Here is a 19,474-nt window from a genome sequence, read left to right as displayed (position 1 = left end):
CTGATCTCGCGCGCACACTGAGGGCATCCGAGGAAGGATCCGCATGTCGCTCACCGATGTCGCCCCCGCCGCTGTCGCTCCCGCCGATCTGGCCGATGAGGCCATCGCCCTCGTGCGGCGCTGGTTGGCCGAGAGTCGGGCGGAGCCGGTGGATGCCGCGGCGACACGCCTCGCGGGCGTGCTGCGCGATCCGAACGGTCTCGCGTTCACGGTCGGCTTCGTCGACGGCGTCGTGCGCCCCGAAGACCTGCGGGTCGCAGCCCGCAATCTCGCGGCGCTTCCGCCGCTCGTCCCCGGATTCCTGCCGCTCCACCTGAAGGCCGCGATCCGCCTGGGCGCCCTGACCGCCCCGATCCTGCCGCGCGTGGTGGTTCCCGCGGCGCGCACGGCCCTGCGCTCGATGGTGCGCCACCTCATCGTCGACGCGAGCGACCGCAAGCTGGGCGGGGCGATCTCCGCGATCCGCGGCCGGGGTGACGGCATCCGGCTGAACGTGAATCTGCTCGGGGAGGCGATCCTCGGCAAGAAGGAGGCCGCGCGACGGCTCGACGGCACGCGTCGGTTGCTCTCCCGCGACGACGTCGACTACGTCTCGATCAAGGTCTCCTCCACGGTCGCGCCGCACACGCCGTGGGCGTTCGAGGCGGCCGTCACCGATGCCGTCTCGGCCCTGCGTCCGCTCTACCGCGTGGCGAAAGAGACGGGGACCTTCCTCAATCTCGACATGGAGGAGTTCAAAGACCTCGACCTCACCCTCGCCGTCTTCGAGACGCTCCTCGGCGAGGCGGAGTTCGCGCGGGTCGAGGCCGGGATCGTCTTGCAGGCCTACCTTCCCGATGCCCTCGCCGCGATGATTCGCCTGCAGAAGTGGGCCGCCGCGCGGGTGGCATCCGGGGGTGCGCCCATCAAGGTGCGCGTGGTGAAGGGCGCGAACCTGCCGATGGAGCGAGTGGATGCCGAGGTGCACGACTGGCCGCTGGCGACCTGGCCGTCGAAGCAGGCGACGGATGCCTCCTACAAGGCGGTGCTCGACTACGCCCTGCGCCCCGAGCACACCGCGCACGTGCGGATCGGGGTCGCCGGACACAACCTCTTCGACGTCGCCCTCGCGTGGCTGCTCGCCGAACGGCGCGGGGTGACCGACGGGATCGAGATCGAGATGCTCCTCGGCATGGCCACCGCCCAGCAGGCCGTGGTGCGGCGCACGGTGGGCTCGATCCTGCTGTACACCCCGGTGGTGCATCCGCAGGAGTTCGACGTGGCGATCGCGTACCTCATCCGCCGGCTCGAGGAGGGGGCGTCGAGCGAGAACTTCATGTCGGCGGTGTTCGACCTCGACACGCACGAGGCGCTGTTCGCCCGGGAACGCGACCGCTTCCTCGCCTCGCTCGTCGACCTCCCCGCGGGCGTTCCGTCGTCGCACCGCGTGCAGGATCGCACGGTGCCCGCTCCTCCCGCGCCGGGCACGGGATTCCACAACACCCCCGACTCCGACCCCGCGATCGCGGCCAACCGGGAGTGGGCCGCGGGGATCGTGTCGCGGATGGCCGCGTCGACCCTCGGCGCCGACACGATCGCCGCACACACCGTCACCGCCGCCGCCGCCCTCGAGAGGGTGATTCATGATGCCGCGGCCGCCGCCGCCGCGTGGCGCGACCTCGGTGCCGACGCGCGCGCCGAGATCCTCCACCGGGCGGGGGATGCGCTCGAGGCCCGTCGCGCCGACCTCCTCGAGGTGATGGGCGCCGAGTGCGGCAAGGTGATCGAGCAGAGCGACCCCGAGGTGTCGGAGGCGATCGACTTCGCCCACTACTACGCCGAGCAGGCGCGCCACCTCGACCGGGTTGACGGCGCGCGGTTCACGCCCGTGGGGCTGACGGTGGTCACCCCGCCGTGGAACTTCCCCGTCGCGATTCCCGCCGGTTCGACGCTCGCCGCGCTCGCCGCGGGGTCGGCCGTGGTGATCAAGCCGGCCGGGCTGGCCGAGCGCTCGGGTGCGGTCATGGTCGAGGCGCTGTGGGAGGCCGGTGTTCCGCGCGAGGTGCTGCGGCTCGTGCAGGTCTCCGAGGGCGACCTCGGCCGCGAGCTGCTCACGCACCCCGCCGTCGAGCGGGTGGTGCTGACCGGGGCGTACGAGACCGCCGAGCTGTTCCGCTCGTTCCGTCCTGATCTGCCGCTCCTGGCCGAGACGAGCGGCAAGAACGCCGTGATCGTCACGCCCAGCGCCGATCTCGACCTGGCGGCCAAAGACGTCGCGCTGTCGGCCTTCGGCCACGCGGGCCAGAAGTGCTCGGCCGCCTCGCTCGTCGTGCTGGTGGGGTCGGTCGCGACCTCGCGCCGCTTCCGCGAGCAGCTCGTCGACGCGGTCACCTCGCTCGAGGTGGGGATGCCGTGGGACGAGGCGGCCCGCGTCGGACCCCTCATCGAGCCGGCCCAGGGCAAGCTCCTCCGGGCGCTCACGACCCTCGAGCCCGGGCAGCGCTGGGTCGTCGAGCCGCGCCGCCTCGACGACGACGGACTGCTGTGGCGTCCCGGCATCCGCGAGGGGGTCGAGCCCGGCAGCGAGTTCCATCGCACCGAGTACTTCGGTCCGGTGCTCGGCATCATGACCGCCGCGACCCTCGACGAGGCGATCGACCTGGTCAACGCGGTCGAGTACGGCCTCACCACCGGTCTGCACGCGCTCGACGAGGCGGAGATCCAGCGGTGGCTCGCGCGCATCGAAGCGGGCAACCTCTACGTCAACCGAGGGACGACCGGGGCCATCGTGCAGCGCCAGCCCTTCGGCGGGTGGAAGAAGTCCGCGGTGGGCGCGGGCACCAAGGCCGGCGGCCCGCACTACCTCTTCGGGTTCGGAACGTGGACGGATGCCGACTCCTCGGCGCCCCGCGGCGCCGACGCGCTCGCCGCTCCGGCGCTCGCCGCCGTGCCCGCGGAGGACCGCGCGTGGCTGGCATCCGCTCTCGCTTCGGATGCTGCGGCCTGGGGCTCGGAGTTCTCCCTCGCCCGCGACGTGACGGGGCTGGGGTCGGAACAGAACGTGCTGCGGTACGCGGTGGTGCCCGTCACCGTGCGGCTCGAGGACGCGTCGGAGACCGCGCTCGTGCGGGTCGTCGCCGCGGGGGTGCGCGCCGGGGCGCCCGTCACGGTGAGCACCGCGCGCGTTCTCTCGCCCGCGGTGCGCGCGTGGCTCGGGGGCGTCGGTGCCGGCGGAGTTGTGGAGGCCCCGCGGGAGTGGGCTCGCCGCGCGGCCGAGCTCGCGCGAACCGGCGGCCGGGTACGGCTCCTCGGCGGGTCGCCGGAGTCGTTCGCCGAGGCCACCGACGGATCGCCCGCCGTCGCCCTGTACGGCAATGACGTGACCCGGTCGGGCGAGGTCGAGCTGCTGCCGTTCCTGCGGGAGCAGGCCGTGTCGGTCACGGCGCACCGCTTCGGCACCCCACGTCGTTACACGGTGCCGCCGCTCGTGACGCGCTGAGCCGCGCGGAGGACGGAGCTGGGCACGGCGGTTCCCCGCCGGGTCTGGGGCGAGGTCTCCGGGACGCCGGCGACCATGCGCAGCGGGAGTGTGCCGGCCCACACCGACCGGTCCTCCCCGTCATCTTCCTCTTCGACGAGCGACCCGGCGTTGTCTTTCACGCTCGCCTCCGACAGCGGGATGCGCAGCACCATCGTGGCCGCGAGCTCCCGCGCCGTCATGGGGCGCACCTCCGCGCCGCGCCCGGGCATGAGGTGGTCCGACAGCGTCAGTAGCGCCGCCTCCTTCTCCTCTGCGGGGACGACGGATGCCACGCCGTGCACGACCGCGCACCGATAGCGCATCGAGCTGTCGAAAAGGGAGCGAGCGTACTTCAGCCCCAGCAGCTGCGTGATGGTGAGGCAGACGGGGGCACCCGCGGCGATGCGGCGGAAGAAGTCGCTGCCGGTCGAGCCGTGGATGAGGACGTCGTCGCCGTCGCGGCCGATTCCCACCGGAAGCGCGACGGGGCGGTCGTCGCGCACGATCGCCAGAGTGGCGGAGAGGGCGCCGTCGATCACCTCGTACAGCGCGGCGCGGTCGGTGCGCTGGTAGGCGGCGCCGCGGTGGATACGAGTCAGGGGCGTGATCGGCAGATCGGACATGGTGCTATTCCAGTCCCGCGACTGGTCTGATACGTAGTCCGGTTCTGGCGGTGATCGATGGACCAGTGACAGGATGCCGGAATGATCGCTCTCGGCATCCTGGACCGCTCGTCGCCGCTGCCCCTGCACGAGCAACTCGCTCGAGGAATGCGCGCGGCCATCGTCGAGGGGCGCTGGGGTGCGGGCGAGGTCGTTCCGTCGACGCGGGCGCTCGCGGTCGATCTGGGAGTCGCGCGCGGCACGGTCGTGACCGCCTACGAGATCCTCGCCGGGGAGGGGTACCTGCTCACCCGCGGCGGCGGTCGCACGACGGTGGCGCCGCGGGCGTGGCATCCGGTGCCCATCGAGCCCGCTCTCGCGCCGTCGGTGCCCGCGGCGTCGTCTCGCGTCGTCGATCTGCAGCCCGGACGTCCCTCGACCCGGGGAGTCGCGGATGCCGGGTGGCGGTCGGCGTGGCGGCGGGCGAGCGCGGTCGATCCCGCGGCCGACGTCGATGACGAGGCCGGGCTCCCCGCCCTGCGCGCGGAGATCGCGCGGCACCTGTCGCGCACTCGCGGCGTCGACGTCGATCCGGCCGAGGTGATCGTGACCGCGGGCACCAGCGACGCGCTGCTGCTGACCCTGCTCGCGCTGACGCCGCGCGCGGGAGGGCGCCTGCGCGTGGGCGTGGAGAACCCGGGGTATCCGCGTGTGCGGATGGTGCTCGCCCGGCTGGGGATGGAGGCGGTGCCCGTGCCGGTGCGTCCGGACGAGGGCCTGGATCTCACCGCGCTCGAGGCGCACGGCGACCTGGACGCGATCATCGTGACGCCCCACCACCACTACCCGTTGGGGACCCGGCTGGATGCCGCGGGCCGGGCGCGTCTGTTGGCCTGGGCGGCGCGGACGGGCGCGGTGGTCGTCGAAGACGACTACGACAGCGAGTTCCCGCACGGACGCGCGCCGCTGCCACCCCTGCGGATGCTCGACCCCGCCCGGGTCGTGCTCGTGGGCAGTCTGTCGAAGGTGCTCAGTCCCGCGCTCCGGTGCGGGTGGGTGATCGCCTCCGGCGACCTGCGCGATCGTGTGGTCGCGGCGCGGGCCGACCTCGACTCGCCCGTTTCGCTCGTGGAGCAGGAGGCCCTGGCCCTGTATCTCGCGGACGGTGCGCTCGCTCGGCACACCGCGCGTCGGCGGCGCGAGTATCGCCATCGCCGGCGCCTGTTGGTCGAGGCGTTCGTGGGCGTCCCCGGGGTGCAGCTCACGGCGATGGAGGGGGGATTGCACGCCGTGGTGCTCGTTCCCGGCGCCGAGGAGCGTGCCCTCGAGGAGGCGCTGGCGGCTCGCGGCATCCTGGTGTCGGGGCTCTCGCGATATGCGGTGCCCGGAGCGCCCACGGACCTCCCGGCCGGCCTGGTCATCGGATACGCCGAACCGCCCGTCCCCGCGCTCGTCGAGGCGGTGGAGGCGATCGTCGACGAGGTCGCGGCGATGGCGCAGCGCCGGGGTGTGCGCGGGCGGTGAGCCCGGGCGGCGTGCCCGGGTGGCGTGCGCGGGCGGTGAGTGCGGGTGGTGTGCCCGGGTGGTGCGTGCGGGTGGTGCGTGCGGGTGGTGAGTGCGGCTGGTGTGCCCGGGTGGTGCGTGCGGGTGGTGCGTGCGGGCGGTGAGTGCGGGTGGTGTGCCCGGGTGGTGAGTGCGGGCGGTGAGCCCGGGTGGTGAGTGCGGCTGGTGTGCCCAGGTGGTGCGTGCAGCGTGAACGCGGGTGGTGCGCGCAGCGGGGGTGCGCGCGGGCGGGAAGTGCAGCGCGGAGTGCGCGCGCAGAGCCGGGCAACGAAGTCGCAACGCCCTGGAGAGAAGAGGTCCCGGTTAGAACGGGGGAGCGGCGGGGAGGGGATCCGGCGCGAACATGACCCTCGGCGGTGGCTTCTCGCTGAATCGCTGCCCGAGCGGGCTCCGGAAGTGCAGAGTTCCGTCGGGATCCTGCGCGACGGTCCACTCGGTCTCGGTCTTCAGAGTGTGATGACGAACGCAGAAGTTGCAGAGATTCGTCACCCGCGTGGCGCCGCCGTGCTGCGCTTCGTGGTTGTGATCGATCTGGCAGCGGGCGATGGGGGCACGGCATCCGGGAGCCCGACAGTGCCGATCGCGCGCCGCGAGGAACCTCCGTTGTGCCGCGGTGGGGGCGTATCGGTCGACGTCGAGCACGGTGCCGGTGACCGGATCGCACAGCACGCGATCCCACCCCGGAGCGTGCGCGGCCAGGCGCCGTGCGGTCTCGGGGTCGATGGGAGTGTGTCCGTCGACGGTCGCGCCGGCGTCGAGGTGGCCCAGCAGGGTGAGAACGGGCACGGTGATCTGCACGTGCCCGCGGATTGCGCCGAGCCCGCCGGGGCAATCCACGTCGTTGGTGGGGTCGATCGACGGCGCTGCCGTGAGCAGAAGGTCGGCGCACACATCAGCCCCGATCTGAGCGAGAGTGCGCTCGTCGACGACGGCGGGGCCGGCGGAGCGGTCGCCGGACGGGACGGCCGCGACATCGCCGGAGTCAGCGCCGTCGCCAGTCCCCGTCGCCGCAGGTGGGTTCTCCACACCGGTTCCCGCTGCCCCCGCCTCCTCCGCCGCCGCCTCCGCTGCGCCCGCCTCCGCCGCGGCGCGAATGGCAGCCGCCTGCCGACGCAGACGATCGCGGATTCCGTACGCCACCGTCGCGGGAAGCACGACGGCCAGCTCTGCCATGCCGTCGGCGAGATCGCGCACACTGACCCCGCGCGTCGCGGCGGCGCGTGCATGCCGTTCCGTCATGCCGACGGGATGAACACTCTCGGCGAGTTCGCGCCCGAACGCGCGCACGCGGCCCGGGGAATCGCGCTCGGCACGAGCCAGGACGACCTGCTCCCACCCGGCCCGGGTCGTGTCGTCGTCGAGCACGATGCCGGTGTCGAGAATCGCCTGCGCGTGACGCGCGCCGATCCGGCCCCCGGCGAGTGCATCGACGGTGGCCGCGAACTTCGTGACCATCGTGTAAGCGTCGCCCAGCTCTTTCTGCACGGTCTGATCGTGGGCGTGGGTGGCCACCGCGATCTCGAGGGCGACCGACCGCACCGGGAGTTCCCGATCGCGCGAGGCTCGCGACCTCGATCGCGCGACCTGATCGAGCGCGATCTGCATGACTTCGGCTCGACGGCGGATCAAGCGCGCGTGAACGCGCGCCGCCTCGGCGGTGTCGGCACGAATGGCATCGACGAGCGACCTCAGCACACCGCCGCTATCGCCATCGGCATCCGGTGCCGAGGGGGAAGGAGCGGGGAAGGTCATGCGTCCAGATTAGAAGATATGTTCGAAACTTGGGGGTGAGGTCACCCCGCTGGCGGTGCCTTTCACCCGCGGCGTGGGCGCCCCAGCTCAAGCCCCAGCGCCTCACCGCCCTCAAGCTCGGCGCCCCAGCCCACGCCTCAGCGCCCCGCCGCCCCCAAGCCCCGACGCCCGCACACCTCACGCCCCAGCCCCCAGCGCCGAAGCCCCGCCGCCCGCACACCCCAGCCCCCGGCGCCGAAGCCCCGCACGCCCCGGCCCCGCATCCCCCGTCACCCCTCCAGAATCTCCAGCGCCGCCATCGCCGCGTTCTGCCCGCCGATGCCGCTCACCGCGCCGCCGCGCCGCGCGCTCGACCCGCACACGAGCACCCGCGCGTGCGCGGTCTCGACGCCCCACCGCCCGGCCGGGCCCGACGCGGGAGTCTCCAGCCACGGCCACGACAGCGCGCCGTGGAAGATGTCGCCGCCGATCATGTTCAGCGACCGCTCCAGGTCGGTGGTGGTGCGCGCTTCGATGCACATTCGCCCGTCCGGGGCGACGGCGATGCACTCGCGCAGCGGCTCGGCCAGCACCGCGTCGAGCGATTGTTGCGCGGCGGCGAGCAGGCGTGCGCCCGCGGCCACCGGGTCGACGCCGTCGATGAGGCGGTGCGGCACCTGGAGCCCGAAGAGGGTCAGCGTCTGCGCGCCGGACGCGCGCAGGTCGTCGCCGAGGATCGACGGGTCGGTGAGCGAGTGGCAGTAGATCTCGGCGGGGAGCGGCTCGGGAAGAAGGCCCCCGGATGCCGCGACGTAGGCCGCGTCGAGCTGCGTCATCGTCTCATTGACGTGGAAGGTGCCGGCGAAGGCCGCCTCGGGGGCGACCGACGTGTCCTTCAGCCGGGGCAGGCGGGTCAGCAGCATGTTCACCTTGACCTGGGCGCCCTCGGGGGTCTCAGCCGCGGTCGGGGCGCCTCCCGCGGTGAGTAGGCGTGCGAGCACCGCGTCGCCCACGCCGCTGAGCACGAGCTCGCCCACGTAGGCCTCGGAGCGGTCGGTGACGATGCGCACCTCGCCCGACGGTGAAACGGAGATCACCTCGACCCCGGTCCGGATCTCGGCGCCGGCCTCGCGCGCCGCCCGCTCGAGCTCGGCGGTGACGGCCCCCATGCCCCCGACGGGAACATCCCAGTGCCCGCTCTCGCCACCGATGACGTGATAGAGGAAGCAGCGGTTCTGCGCGAGCGAGACCTCGTCCGACGACGCGAAGGTGCCGATGAGGCCGTCGGTGAGCGCGATCCCGCGCGCGAGATCGCTTTCGAGCGAGGCGCGGAGGAGGTCGCCAAGGGGGCGTGTCGTGATCGCGGTCCACAGTTCGTCGTCGCCGACCCGCTCGCGCATCTCGTCGGACGTCGGCAGCGGGTCGGTCATCGTCGGGAAGACGGCGCGTCCGAGCGGCGCGATGCGCTCGCCGAAGGCGGCGAACCGCTCGGCCTCGCCGGTGTCGCCGAGCGTCCGGACGAACGAGGCGGCGGTCGCCTCGGCATCCTGAGTGTCGATCAGGATGCCACGGGTGGGGTCGGCCGGATCGGGGGTGTACGAGGAGTACCGCCGGCGCCGCAGGTCGATGCGCAGCCCCAGGTCGTCGATGATCTTCTGCGGCAGCAGGCTCACGAGGTAGGAGTACCGCGACAGGCGGGCGTCGACCCCCGCCCAGGGGCGCTCCGACACGGCGGCGCCGCCCACGGCATCCTGTCTCTCGAGCACCACCACCGAACGCCCGGCGCGGGCGAGGTAGGCCGCGGCGACGAGGGCGTTGTGCCCTCCGCCCACGATGACGACGTCGAAGCGATGGGTGTCGCGGGGGTTCATGGGTCCACGCTATCCACGGCGATCGGATCAGCTGAAGGGGGTGGCGCAGTAGCGTGGATGCCATGACTCTCGCCGCTGACCTCCTCGACATCGCCACGCGCATCGCCCGGGAAGCCGGAGAACTGGCCGCCCTCCGCAGGCGGGAGGGGCTCTCGATCGCGACGAAGTCCGTCGCCGCCGACATCGTGACCGCCGCCGATCGCGAGGTGGAGGCGTTCATCCGGGCCGAGCTCGTGCGCGAGCGCCCGGGTGACGGTTTCTACGGCGAGGAGTCCGGCGCCGAGGAGGGGACGAGCGGCATCACGTGGGTCGTGGATCCGATCGACGGCACCGTCAACTACGCGTACGGGATCCCGGCGTGGGCCATCAGCATCGCCGCGGTCGAGGGCGCGCCCGACCCGGCGACGTGGTCGGCCCTGGCCGGCGTCGTGTACAACCCGGTCTCCGGCGAGATGTTCCGCGCGTCGCGTGACGGCGGAGCCTGGCTCGGGGAGGAGCGGCTCGCCGTGACCGCCGACGTGGGCGAAGCCGGGGGCCTCGTCGCGACCGGCTTCGGGTACGACCCCGCCACGCACGCCCCGACGCTCGAACGACTGGCGCGCGTCATGCCGATCGCGCGCGACATCCGCCGCATCGGGGCCGCGTCGCTCGACCTGGCCTCGGTGGCCGCGGGGCGCGTGGATGCCTACTACGAGAAGGGCACCCACCCGTGGGACCACGCGGCCGGCGTGCTGCTCGTGCAGGAGGCCGGTGGCATGGTCGGTGGCGCGCCCGGCGGGCGTCCGGGCAAGGGAATGGTCATCGCGGCCGGAGCCGACTTCTTCGGTCGTCTGCAGGCGGTGCTCGACGGCGAGGAGTGAGACCGAGGGCCCGTTCATGGCTTTCTCAGCCCGGCGGGGGTAGTGTGTTTACCTGATCGTTATTTTCGCGACCCGAATTCGCGGAAGTGGTAGAAGCCCCGAAAGCCCGAAGCCGTCGCGCTCGCGACACGACACGAGAGCCCCGCGCGTTGCCGTCAGAAGCCTACGAGACTGAGCCCGCCCGAACCCGGCGAACCAGTCGACCCACCGCCGCGCCCGTCGCCCCGCAGCTCACGCGGGCCGAGATGCGCCGCCTTTCTGCCTCGACCCCCGCCCTCGACGAGGCACCCGCCGACGAGGTCGTCCGCGACCCGGCCCCCGCCGGCGCCGAGAACGCCTCCCAGCCGGAGATCGTCGAACAGGTCGCCGCGGCCGTCGTCGAGACGGTGATCGCCGCCACCATCCACCCGACCCTCCCCGCTCCGCGTCGCCGCTCCTCGCGTGCCACCGCATCTTCCGTTACCTCCCCGACGCAGGGCGAGTCGGCCGAGTCCACGGCATTCGATGCGCTCCAGGTGACCGTCGTCGACGAGAGCCGCTCCGACGACCGTGAGGTCGCCGTCATTCTGCAGAGCGCCGAGATGACGGATGCCACCACCCCGGTGTCGCTGCCTACCTCGCCCATCACGCTCCCGTCGACGCGCCGCAGTCGGCGTCGCCCGGCGGAGCTCTCGGACGCGAAGGTCCCCGAGGCGGAGCTGCCCGTCGCGGCGGAAGACGCTGACGGGCAACCGCGTGTCGAGCCCTCCGCCGACAATCGTGACGAGGCGGCCGACGCCTCCGACACGGTCGCCGACGAGTTCGAGGCCGCCGCGCGCCTGTTCGCTTTCACCGGTGAGACTCCCGTGCAGGCGCAGGCGCAGGCGCCCGAGCCCGTGGCTGAGCCGGAGCGCCCGATCGCTCAGGGGCTCCCGGTCGATGCGGCCCCCCGCGGTCGTCGAAACGGTCGGCGCGTGGCCGCGGCATCGTTCTCGGTCGGCGTCATGGGGCTCGTCGGGCTCCTGACGGTCGGCATGACCATGCCGGTGAGCGCTCTGGCCTCGGCCAGCGGCACCGCCAACGTCGCCTCCATCGAAGCCCCGACGGAGAACCTCGTCGCCGGGGGAGACGTCTCCGGTGACGCCATCCAGGCCTATGTCGCCCCCGCGGAGTCGCAGGCCGGAGTGGTCGACCGCGCCGACGGCTACAGTGCCGCCACGTACGCGCAGATGGCCGCCGACTCGGGCATCTCGAACTTCTCCAACCTCTTCGTCAACGACCCGACCGCGCCGATCCAGTGGCCGTTCGCCGTCGGTGTGCCGATCACGTACGGCTTCGGCATGCGCGACGGCCGTCTGCACGAGGGCGTCGACTTTGTGCCGGGCGACGGGTCGCCGATCCAGGCGATCGCCGATGGAACCGTTCGGATCGCGACCGAGAGCGGCGGCGCGTTCGGCGTCACGGTGCTCATCGACCACGAGATCGACGGGCAGCTCATCTCCAGCCGCTACGCGCACATGCAGTACGGCTCGCTCCAGGTCACGCCCGGCCAGCGCGTCACGGTCGGTACCTTCCTCGGACGCACGGGCAACACCGGTCGCTCGTTCGGAGCCCACACGCACTTCGAGCTGCTGCAGAACGGCTCCACGCCGAGCGACCCGCTGCCGTGGCTGCACCAGCACACGGGAGGCTGACTCGATTCGAGGATGGGGCCTTGGCTCTGATATCCTCTTCTAGTTGCCCGGAGTGATCCGGGTACGCCCCGATAGCTCAGTGGCAGAGCACTTCCATGGTAAGGAAGGGGTCGTCAGTTCAATCCTGACTCGGGGCTCACAGCATCTCCTTCGCGGGGGATGCCGCGCGGCGGGGTAGCTCAGTTGGTGAGAGCGCACGACTCATAATCGTGAGGTCGCGGGTTCAAGCCCCGCTCCCGCTACAGAGACCCAGATCAGCCCCGGCTCCGGCCGGGGCTGGCCTCGTTATGGGGCCATGTTCCCGCATGCGGGTTATCGGCCAAAAAGTGTGTATGGGTCGGGCGTGTTAGCCGCGTCCTGCCCATCCGGTTCGGGTCCAGAGGCCTTCCTCGGGGTTGAGGGCGGTGTCGTAGAGGGCGGGCCCGAGGGGTTCGTCGACGTGCGCTGCGGGGATGGGGGTCTCGGTGGGGCGTGCGAGGTCGAGGGCGTGCTCGAGGGGAAGTTCTCGGAGGGTGAGGAACCATTCGACTGCGCGGCGGCGGTGCTGTTCGCTCATTCCGCGGTGTCGGCGTATCAGGTCGCGGATTTGGGCGTTGAGGCTCTCTAACGCGGAGGTCGTGCGCGGGGTGCCGTAGACGATGTGAGTGAACAGGGTCTGACGGCGTGTGACCAGGCGCATCAGTAGCCAGGCTTTGCGGAGGCGGTCGTGGGTGAAGCCCCACTGTCCGTTGCGGAACATGGTGCGTTCCCGGGTGAGGTGACCGAAGGCCTGCCACCATTGCTCGAGGCGAAGCTGCCACTCGATCGCGGCGGTTTCGTCGCGGACGGCGCTGAGGTCCATCACCAGGCGTCGTAACGCTTTGCCGGCGGTAGTTCGCGGGTGTCGCGTCAGATGGCGGGTGATGTTCATTTGCAGGTGGAAGATGCAGCGTTGATGCGCGGTCTCTGGCCAGCATCGTCTGAGCGCGCTGGGTAGACCGGAGCCGCCGTCGGAGACGAGGACGGCGGGCGCGGGAACCTGTTCCACCAACGCAGCCCACGCGGCGGTCGATTCGCGGGCGCACCACTGCCAGGCCAGGACGCGTCCGGTGTCGCTGAGAGCGATCAGTAGGCACCACGTTCCTACCCAGACACCGTCGACGAGGACGGCGTGGTGGACCGTCTCGACTTTCCCGAGATCGGGAACCAGCTCCCAACACCACGCAGACCGGCGGCGGAAGGATCGTCCCGACGCCGTCCCATCTGTTTCGGCTTGGGTGCTCTTGCCTACGATCCAGTTCACGAACCGGCGGAGCTGTTCTCGACGCGCGACGTCGGGACGGCGCCTGGTCGACGATGCTCCGCACGACGGGCACCGCCACCGCTGCGTCCCTGCCGACGTCCGCCCGTTCTTCACCAGCAGCGACCCGCATACCAGACAAGTCGTCGAGTTCGTCGGAAGGTCCACGACTAAGGGTCGCGGACCATACCGATCCCCGATTCACCGCGAAATCACGCGGCTAAACGACCATCCCATACACACTTTTTGGCCTATAACCCCCGCATGCCGTCAGTCTCGCGTCGACCGTTTCGGGCACGGTTATGGAAGCTCTCAACTCCCAGCTGGCCGTCGAAGCTGATATCAACGCGGATGGGGTCGCTGTCGCAACTGATACGCCGCGGCTTGCGTATTCTGCGGACTCGGAAATGCGCTTCAGCGGACGACTCTCGACATCCAGTGAGTACCGTACAGCGGTGGGCCCTCAGCCTTTCCATTGCGAATCATCGACTCAGCGAGCCGAGTTCGACGTGACCTTCGAGCAGCCCTGGGCGAGCGACAACCTCTTCCGCGTGCAGGAGGCCATCACCAAGGCGAGCGTTGTGTGGCGGGTGCTGCCAGACTCCGCAGATGCGAGTACGCAACGGTCTTCAGCCGCTTTGGAAATCGTCGGTGGCGATCTCGAGACCACAACCTATCCCGCGCGTTTGCTTCGCTCGACCGAGCCGAATCTGCTTCTGCTGGCACGAACGACGAATGGGGCAGCCCGGACTCTCGCACCACTCGCGCCGGGAAAGTTCATCGGTCAACGCCTCACAGTGTCTCCCTCGAGCCTCAGCGGATCCTTCACCGTTCGACACGGCGTCTCCCACCGCACTTCGCTGATGGACGCCTCCGACAAGGTGATCACCGTCGGGCAGTTCCTTCGACTGATCTGGCTGGGAACGGCTTGGGCGCAGGAGGGTGCGCTGTAACGTCGGCTTCGATGGGGCGTACGGGGGTGTTTCCCGAACGGGGACCATCACGCCCCCACCGGGGCATGTGTCCTTCCCGCGCGCGACGCCCCCGCCAGAACTCCGGCTCCCGCCCTCGTCAGCCCTGCGGAAGAAACTGATTCAGCGAGATCTCGCGCCGGTCGAACGGCCCACGACGGGCGAGCACCATCGTGTAGCCCTGCGCGCGGAGTTCTTGGGCATACTCCACGTCGAGAGCGCGGTGGCGCACCTTCTCCCAGCCTCCGGCCAAGCGATACGCGTGTGTGACAGTGCGTGGGCGAGTCATGCAGCACCTCCCGGGACCAGCGTGACACGGTGTGCTTTCGACAGGAGGGCGAGCGCGTTGCGAACGCATGAACGCGCTGGCATCCGGTCATTCCCGTCGTCGTGCGTGACCGGTGAGTTCGCCCCAGTCGGCCGCCGGCCCGCCCCCGGGGCGCAGCGATGACAGGAACGCCATGTGCACCTTGAAGCACGCCAGACGCAGGGTGCTCGCCCACCCGATGACCTCGTCACCGTGCACGGCCTTGTACATGACGCCGTCGCCGGGGGAGACCCGGCGGATCTCGACCCGGCCGTACACGTGCCCGTGCGGATCGACCATGCGCCACGTGCCGGTCGGTCCCTCGACGGCGGCCAGCACGGGATGCCACTGCGTCATGGTGTGCCGGATCCTTCCTCCGGCCGAGTGAGCACGACGGTACCCCCACCCGCCGACATCGCGCCCGGGGCCGGCAGCGCCGTGCTGCTACGGTGTCGGTGACTTCGGGTCGAAGTCGTCACGTGTTCGGGGGAGCAACGGGTGGGGCGTTCGGTGAGGGCTGCCGCGGGAATCATGATGGCCGCGGGTATTTTCGGATCGACTCTCTTCTCGGGCGGTGCCGCGCTCGCGGTTCCCGATGCGGCGGGTGATCCGTCGGACAAGCTCTCGGGGCGCCTGTCGGAAGTGGTCGAGCTCGACCTCTCGACGGACCCGGCCGAGGCGAGCGCCCAGATCGACGCGGAAGCGGTGACGCTCGGCAAGGTCGGCGCGGGGCCGGCGAGCCTGCAGGTATCTGCCGAGGGCATCGCCGTGACGGTCACCTACCGCACGCCCCCGACCGCGGCCGACATCGCTGCGCTCGCGCGCCTGGGGACCGTGGATGACGTCGCCGCGAAGTACCTCGTGGTGGGCGCGATCGTGCCCGCCGCGGCCCTGCCCGAGGTCGCGGCGCTGCCGAACGTGCGCCGGGTCGTGGAAACCGTGTCTCCGGTGTCTTCCGGTGGCACGCGGTTCGCCCTGGCCTCTGCCTCCGCCGCGGACGACGACTGCCGCTCGGTCCCGGCGAACCTGGTCGAGCCGCTCGCTGTGCCGGCGGCGTGGGAGAAGTACGACGTCGACGGCTCCGGCATCCGCGTGGGCATCATCTCCGATTCCTACGACACCGCCACGGACGCCCCGACGACCGCCGAAGACGACATCCTCTCGGGCGTGCTTCCGGGGCCGGGCAACCCCTGCGGCTGGGAGCAGCCGGTGGAGGTGGTGCAAGACGCTCCGTTCGCGGCATCCGACGAGGGTCGAGCGATGGCGCAGCTCATCCACAGCATCGCCCCGGGCGCGACGCTCCTGTTCGCCTCGGGCGTGAACGGTCAGGTGGGTTTCGCGAACGCCGTCGAGAAGCTCATCGCGGCGGGTAGCGACATCATCGTCGACGACCTGGGCTATGTCGACGAGCTGATGTTCCAGAACGGCGTGGCGGCAAATGCGGTGACGGATGCGGCCGCCCTCGGCATCCCGTTCTTCACTGCCGCCGGCAACGACACCTCGCTGGCGACCGTCGGTCCGAGCACCGGAAACGTCATCTCGTCATGGGAGGCCCCGGCCTACCGACCCATGGACTGCCCGGAGGTCATCGACGCCCTCCTCGAGGAGGACGACGAGACGGGGGACTGCCTCGACTTCAGCCCGACCGGCGCCGGAGACCCGACGAACACGCTGACGTATCCCAACCTGTCGGCACAGGAGACCACCACCGCGGAGATCATGCTGCAGTGGGCTCAGCCCGACGGGGCCTCGGATACGCAACTGATCGCGGCCGTCATCGACCCCGACACCGACGAGATCGTCGGCCTCACCCCGATCCAGCCGCTCGGGACGCCGTGGCAGGTCGCCGTGTTCGAGCCGGTGAAGGGCGACACGCGCACGGGCGGGGACTACGACTTCGTCGTGGTGCGCGTGACCACCGACGGGGTACCCGCCTCCCTTCCGCGGGTCAAAGCGATCTTCCTGGGCAGCTACCTGCGCGGCGCGGAGCATTTCCGCAGCGACGGCGGTGACCTCGTGGGCCCCTCGATCTACGGGCACGCAGGAACCCCCGCGACGATGAGCATCGTCGCGGCGAACGCCGAAACCCCGTCGACGCTGGAGTACTTCAGCGGGACGGGCCCGACGACCCTGTACTTCGAGCCATTCCCCGGCACCTCGCCGCTCCCCGAGCCGATCAGCGGTGCCCCCGACGTCACGAGCCTCGACGGCGGGTGGACGAGCTTCTTCGGCGGGCCTGTTGCCGACCTCGACGACACGTACTCGTTCACCGGGACGTCGGCCGCGGCGCCCTCCGCCGCGGCCGTCGCGGCGCTCGCACTGCAGTACGACCCGGAACTGACGCCGGACCAGATCCGCGAGCTCCTGACCGCGACGGCCGACCCCATCACGACGGTCTTCCCCGGTGTGCGGGTGCAGGATGCCGCGGGGGCGGGGCGCGTGAACGCGGAGGCGCTGCTCGACGCGATCGCCGGCCCGACGCCGACCCCCACGCCCACCCCTGAGCCCACTCCCACCCCGACCGCCTCGGCCTCCGCCGTGCCGATGCCGGCGGCGATACCGGCCGGGACGCGGCGCGGCGCGTTGCCGCAGACCGGGACCGACGGCGCCGCGGCGTTCGTGGGAATCGGCGTCGGTGCTGCCCTGCTGGCCGTGGGGGCGGGAGCCGTGCTCGTGGCGCGTCGTCGCCGCCGCGACCGGGTCTGAGCGCCGCCCTCCGCGGGCGTGGGAACGGTTTCATGGAAATGCCGGGAGACGCCTCCCGGATCCCCTAATGTCAACCCTATGCGGGCAGCTATTCAGGCCACGGGAGTGGTCAAGAAATTCGGCGATGTCACCAGCGTCGACGGATTGAATCTCACGATTCCCGAGGGGTCTTTCTACGGGATTGCGGGGCCGAACGGCGCCGGAAAGACGACCTCGATCCGCATGATCACGGGCCTCCTCGAGCCGGATGCCGGAACGATCGAGGTCGCCGAAACCTCGGTGTGGCCGAATCCTCGGCGTGCGAAAGCCCTGCTGGGCTACGTCGCCGACAATCCGCCGCTGTTCGGTCGATTGACCGCGCGGGAGATGCTCGATTACGCGGGAATGCTGCGCGGAATGGCCGCGGCGGATATTCGCGACCGCGGAAACGACCTCCTGCGAGTGCTCGATCTCGAAAGCGACGCCGGTCGGCCGATCGCGGACTTCTCCCTCGGCATGACCAAGCGCGTAGGACTGGCGGTGGCGATGCTGCACGCGCCCCGCGTGCTCGTGCTCGACGAGCCCTTCGGTGCGCTCGACCCGGTCAACACCCAGGTCATGGAGCAAATGCTTCAGCGGTTCCGCGAAGGGGGCGGCACCGTGGTGTTCTCCAGCCACGTGCTCGACGTGGTGCAGAAGCTGTGCGATCGCGTCGCGATCATCGCCCGCGGTGCGCTCGTCGCCGAGGGCACCGTCGCCGAGCTCTCGCACGGCGGATCCCTGCAGGATGCCTTCGTCGACATCGTCGGCGGACGCGAGCTCGCAGAGGGGGATCTGTCGTGGCTCTCGTCCTCGCCCGCCTGAGGCTCGCGATCCAGATCGGCGGGGCGCGCACATCGGGCCTCGGCGTCGCCGTCTTCGTGCTGGGCTGGGCCCTCGGCATCATCGTGGGGCTCTGCGGGGGCGTGCTCGTGGCCGCCCTGGACTCGGGGGTCTCCCCGTTCGGCGACCTGCTGGTGATGCTGCTGTTCATTGCCCTCTTCGGCGGATGGCTCGTGCTTCCGATCGCGACGCCGGTGCCGACGGCGAACATCATCGACCCCGCGGTGCTCGAGCAGTATCCGCTGACGCGCACGCAGCAGGTCGCGGGGCTCCTCCTCGGGGGGCTGATCTCGCCCACGGCCGTGGCCACGTTCCTCACCGCCGCCGGAGGCGTCGCGGCGATCAACGTCGACCCTGCCGCCCGCGCGGTCGCCGTGGTGGCCGCGATCCTCTTCACCGTGATGTGCGTTGCGTCGTCGTACGCCGTGCGTGCACTGTTCGCCGAGGCGCTGTCGGCCCGCCGTGGCCGCGACATCGCGGTCATCCTGTCGACGCTCGTCATCCTTGCGCTCTACGTCCTTCCCCACCTCCTGCGCCCCCTCCTGGGAGCGGCGGAAGATGCCGGGGCGATCTTCGTCACGATCCTCACCTGGACACCGCCGGGCGCGGCGGGAGCGATGGGCTACGTCCTCGGGGCGGGCGATGTGGTGGGGGCACTCGGCCGTGCCGGTGTCGTCGTCGCGACCATCGCGCTCGCCGCCGTGCTGTGGGGCGTCGCCCTTCGTCGTCATGTGAAGGGCCACACCGCACGGGCGGTCTCCCCGAGCCGCCGGCGTGAGGCTACGGGGCTGACGCTGGTGCCGCTCGTCCTGCGCGCTCTGCCGTCGGGCGCCGCGCTGGGCGCGGCCAGTCAGCACCTGCGGTACTACTTTTTCCGTGCGCCGCGCGCGGCGCAGTTCGTAGTGCTCGGTCCCGTCGTGGGAGTGATGTTCGCCGGAGCTCAGGTCCACGCGACGGGTCTGCCCTTCGCGGCGGCCGTCGGCGCGGTCGCCATGGGCGCGAGCGCCCTGTTGAACCTCTTCGGGTTCGACGGCCGCGGCGTGGAGCTGACCGTCCAGACCGGCGCGTCGCTCGGTGCCGTGCTCCGAGGCAAGCTGCTCGCGGTGTCGGTGTTCGTCGTCCCCGGCGTCGCCCTGTTGACGATCGGGCTCGGCATTGCGACCGGGCTCGCCGATCAGATCCCGCTCGCCCTGGTCTCGGCTCTGGCGGCGCTCCTGCTCGCGTTCGCCGTGGGGGCGGCCGCGAGCGCGTGGAACCCCTATGACCAGGAGGCGCCGCAGGGCGACCGCAGCACCCTGTCGGTGCGCATGCTCGCCGCCTTCGCCCTGTCTTTCGCTGTCGTGTATGGCGTTGGCTGGCTGAACACGTGGGTGCAGCCCGTCGTCCCGATCGAGGTCGTGCTGGGCGCGGCCCTGGTGCTGGCCGCCCTCGCCGCGGTCGTCTCCACGCGCGCGAGTGGCGCGTTCCTCGACCGCCACCCCGCCCGACTTCTCGCGGCCTTCACCCCGCGTTGACCCCCCGGCCCGTCCGTTTCCACCAGAGGAGAAAACC

At 71.2% G+C, this 19,474-nt stretch carries 14 protein-coding genes and 2 tRNA genes; 10 read left to right on the top strand and 6 right to left on the bottom strand.

Going from position 1 to position 19,474, the window contains the following annotated elements; translation table 11 throughout:
- Positions 1-43: 43 nt before the first annotated feature.
- Positions 44-3,478 (top strand): bifunctional proline dehydrogenase/L-glutamate gamma-semialdehyde dehydrogenase, encoded by a 3,435-nt coding sequence (locus ACU6WY_RS11895; RefSeq protein ID WP_483819856.1) that lies wholly within the window; start codon positions 44-46, stop codon positions 3,476-3,478.
- On the opposite strand, the gene ACU6WY_RS11890 is transcribed toward ACU6WY_RS11895, so the two are convergent.
- Entirely contained in the window at positions 3,448-4,122 is a 675-nt protein-coding gene (locus tag ACU6WY_RS11890) for a pyridoxamine 5'-phosphate oxidase family protein (RefSeq protein WP_483819855.1), read from the bottom strand. The genes ACU6WY_RS11895 and ACU6WY_RS11890 overlap by 31 nt on opposite strands.
- Before the next feature lie 81 nt (positions 4,123-4,203).
- Between ACU6WY_RS11890 and pdxR the strand changes: the two genes are divergently transcribed.
- Positions 4,204-5,625 carry a MocR-like pyridoxine biosynthesis transcription factor PdxR gene (pdxR, locus tag ACU6WY_RS11885; RefSeq protein ID WP_483819854.1) on the top strand — a complete coding sequence of 474 codons (1,422 nt, stop codon included), beginning with the start codon at positions 4,204-4,206 and terminating at the stop codon, positions 5,623-5,625.
- A gap of 342 nt (positions 5,626-5,967) precedes the next feature.
- Here the strand turns inward: pdxR and ACU6WY_RS11880 are convergent, their stop codons facing one another.
- Both ACU6WY_RS11880 and ACU6WY_RS11875 read right to left on the bottom strand, forming a co-directional pair.
- Positions 5,968-7,416 (bottom strand): HNH endonuclease signature motif containing protein, encoded by a 1,449-nt coding sequence (locus tag ACU6WY_RS11880; protein WP_483819853.1) that lies wholly within the window; start codon positions 7,414-7,416, stop codon positions 5,968-5,970.
- A 269-nt stretch (positions 7,417-7,685) separates the two neighbouring features.
- On the bottom strand, positions 7,686-9,266 hold the full coding sequence (locus tag ACU6WY_RS11875) for a phytoene desaturase family protein (protein ID WP_483819852.1): 1,581 nt from the start codon (positions 9,264-9,266) through the stop codon (positions 7,686-7,688).
- A gap of 62 nt (positions 9,267-9,328) precedes the next feature.
- On the opposite strand from ACU6WY_RS11875, the gene ACU6WY_RS11870 reads away from it, so the two are divergent.
- The 4 genes from ACU6WY_RS11870 (at position 9,329) to ACU6WY_RS11855 (ending at position 12,041) form a co-directional block, all read left to right on the top strand.
- Entirely contained in the window at positions 9,329-10,126 is a 798-nt protein-coding gene (locus tag ACU6WY_RS11870) for an inositol monophosphatase family protein (protein WP_483819851.1), read from the top strand.
- A gap of 245 nt (positions 10,127-10,371) precedes the next feature.
- Positions 10,372-11,799, top strand: a complete 1,428-nt coding sequence (locus ACU6WY_RS11865) for a M23 family metallopeptidase (protein ID WP_483819850.1) — start codon at positions 10,372-10,374, stop codon at positions 11,797-11,799.
- A 65-nt stretch (positions 11,800-11,864) separates the two neighbouring features.
- Positions 11,865-11,936 (top strand) — tRNA-Thr (locus ACU6WY_RS11860).
- 31 nt (positions 11,937-11,967) lie between these two features.
- Positions 11,968-12,041 (top strand) — tRNA-Met (locus tag ACU6WY_RS11855).
- A gap of 104 nt (positions 12,042-12,145) precedes the next feature.
- On the opposite strand, the gene ACU6WY_RS11850 is transcribed toward ACU6WY_RS11855, so the two are convergent.
- On the bottom strand, positions 12,146-13,195 hold the full coding sequence (locus ACU6WY_RS11850; RefSeq protein WP_483821918.1) for an IS1249 family transposase: 1,050 nt from the start codon (positions 13,193-13,195) through the stop codon (positions 12,146-12,148).
- 392 nt (positions 13,196-13,587) lie between these two features.
- Between ACU6WY_RS11850 and ACU6WY_RS11845 the strand changes: the two genes are divergently transcribed.
- Positions 13,588-14,031 carry a hypothetical protein gene (locus ACU6WY_RS11845; protein WP_483819849.1) on the top strand — a complete coding sequence of 148 codons (444 nt, stop codon included), beginning with the start codon at positions 13,588-13,590 and terminating at the stop codon, positions 14,029-14,031.
- Between the two features lie 118 nt (positions 14,032-14,149).
- Here ACU6WY_RS11845 and ACU6WY_RS11840 read toward each other — a convergent pair whose 3' ends face one another.
- The gene (locus ACU6WY_RS11840) at positions 14,150-14,338 is read right to left on the bottom strand and encodes an alternative tryptophan synthase beta-subunit (RefSeq protein ID WP_483819848.1); all 189 of its coding nucleotides are present in this window, start codon (positions 14,336-14,338) and stop codon (positions 14,150-14,152) included.
- An 87-nt stretch (positions 14,339-14,425) separates the two neighbouring features.
- Positions 14,426-14,713 carry a hypothetical protein gene (locus tag ACU6WY_RS11835; RefSeq protein WP_483819847.1) on the bottom strand — a complete coding sequence of 96 codons (288 nt, stop codon included), beginning with the start codon at positions 14,711-14,713 and terminating at the stop codon, positions 14,426-14,428.
- 153 nt (positions 14,714-14,866) lie between these two features.
- Between ACU6WY_RS11835 and ACU6WY_RS11830 the strand changes: the two genes are divergently transcribed.
- The 3 genes from ACU6WY_RS11830 (at position 14,867) to ACU6WY_RS11820 (ending at position 19,437) form a co-directional block, all read left to right on the top strand.
- Positions 14,867-17,062: a S8 family serine peptidase gene (locus ACU6WY_RS11830; protein ID WP_483819846.1), complete on the top strand. Its 2,196-nt coding sequence runs from the start codon at positions 14,867-14,869 to the stop codon at positions 17,060-17,062.
- A gap of 78 nt (positions 17,063-17,140) precedes the next feature.
- Positions 17,141-17,905, top strand: a complete 765-nt coding sequence (locus tag ACU6WY_RS11825) for an ABC transporter ATP-binding protein (RefSeq protein ID WP_483819845.1) — start codon at positions 17,141-17,143, stop codon at positions 17,903-17,905.
- Positions 17,881-19,437 carry a hypothetical protein gene (locus ACU6WY_RS11820; protein WP_483819844.1) on the top strand — a complete coding sequence of 519 codons (1,557 nt, stop codon included), beginning with the start codon at positions 17,881-17,883 and terminating at the stop codon, positions 19,435-19,437. The genes ACU6WY_RS11825 and ACU6WY_RS11820 overlap by 25 nt, the downstream gene beginning before the upstream one ends.
- Positions 19,438-19,474: the final 37 nt, after the last annotated feature.

It is taken from the genome of Microbacterium sp. ZW3a (assembly GCF_057167165.1).
Note: the sequence above shows the minus strand (reverse complement) of the source record. Positions and strands in the feature narration are given on the sequence as shown.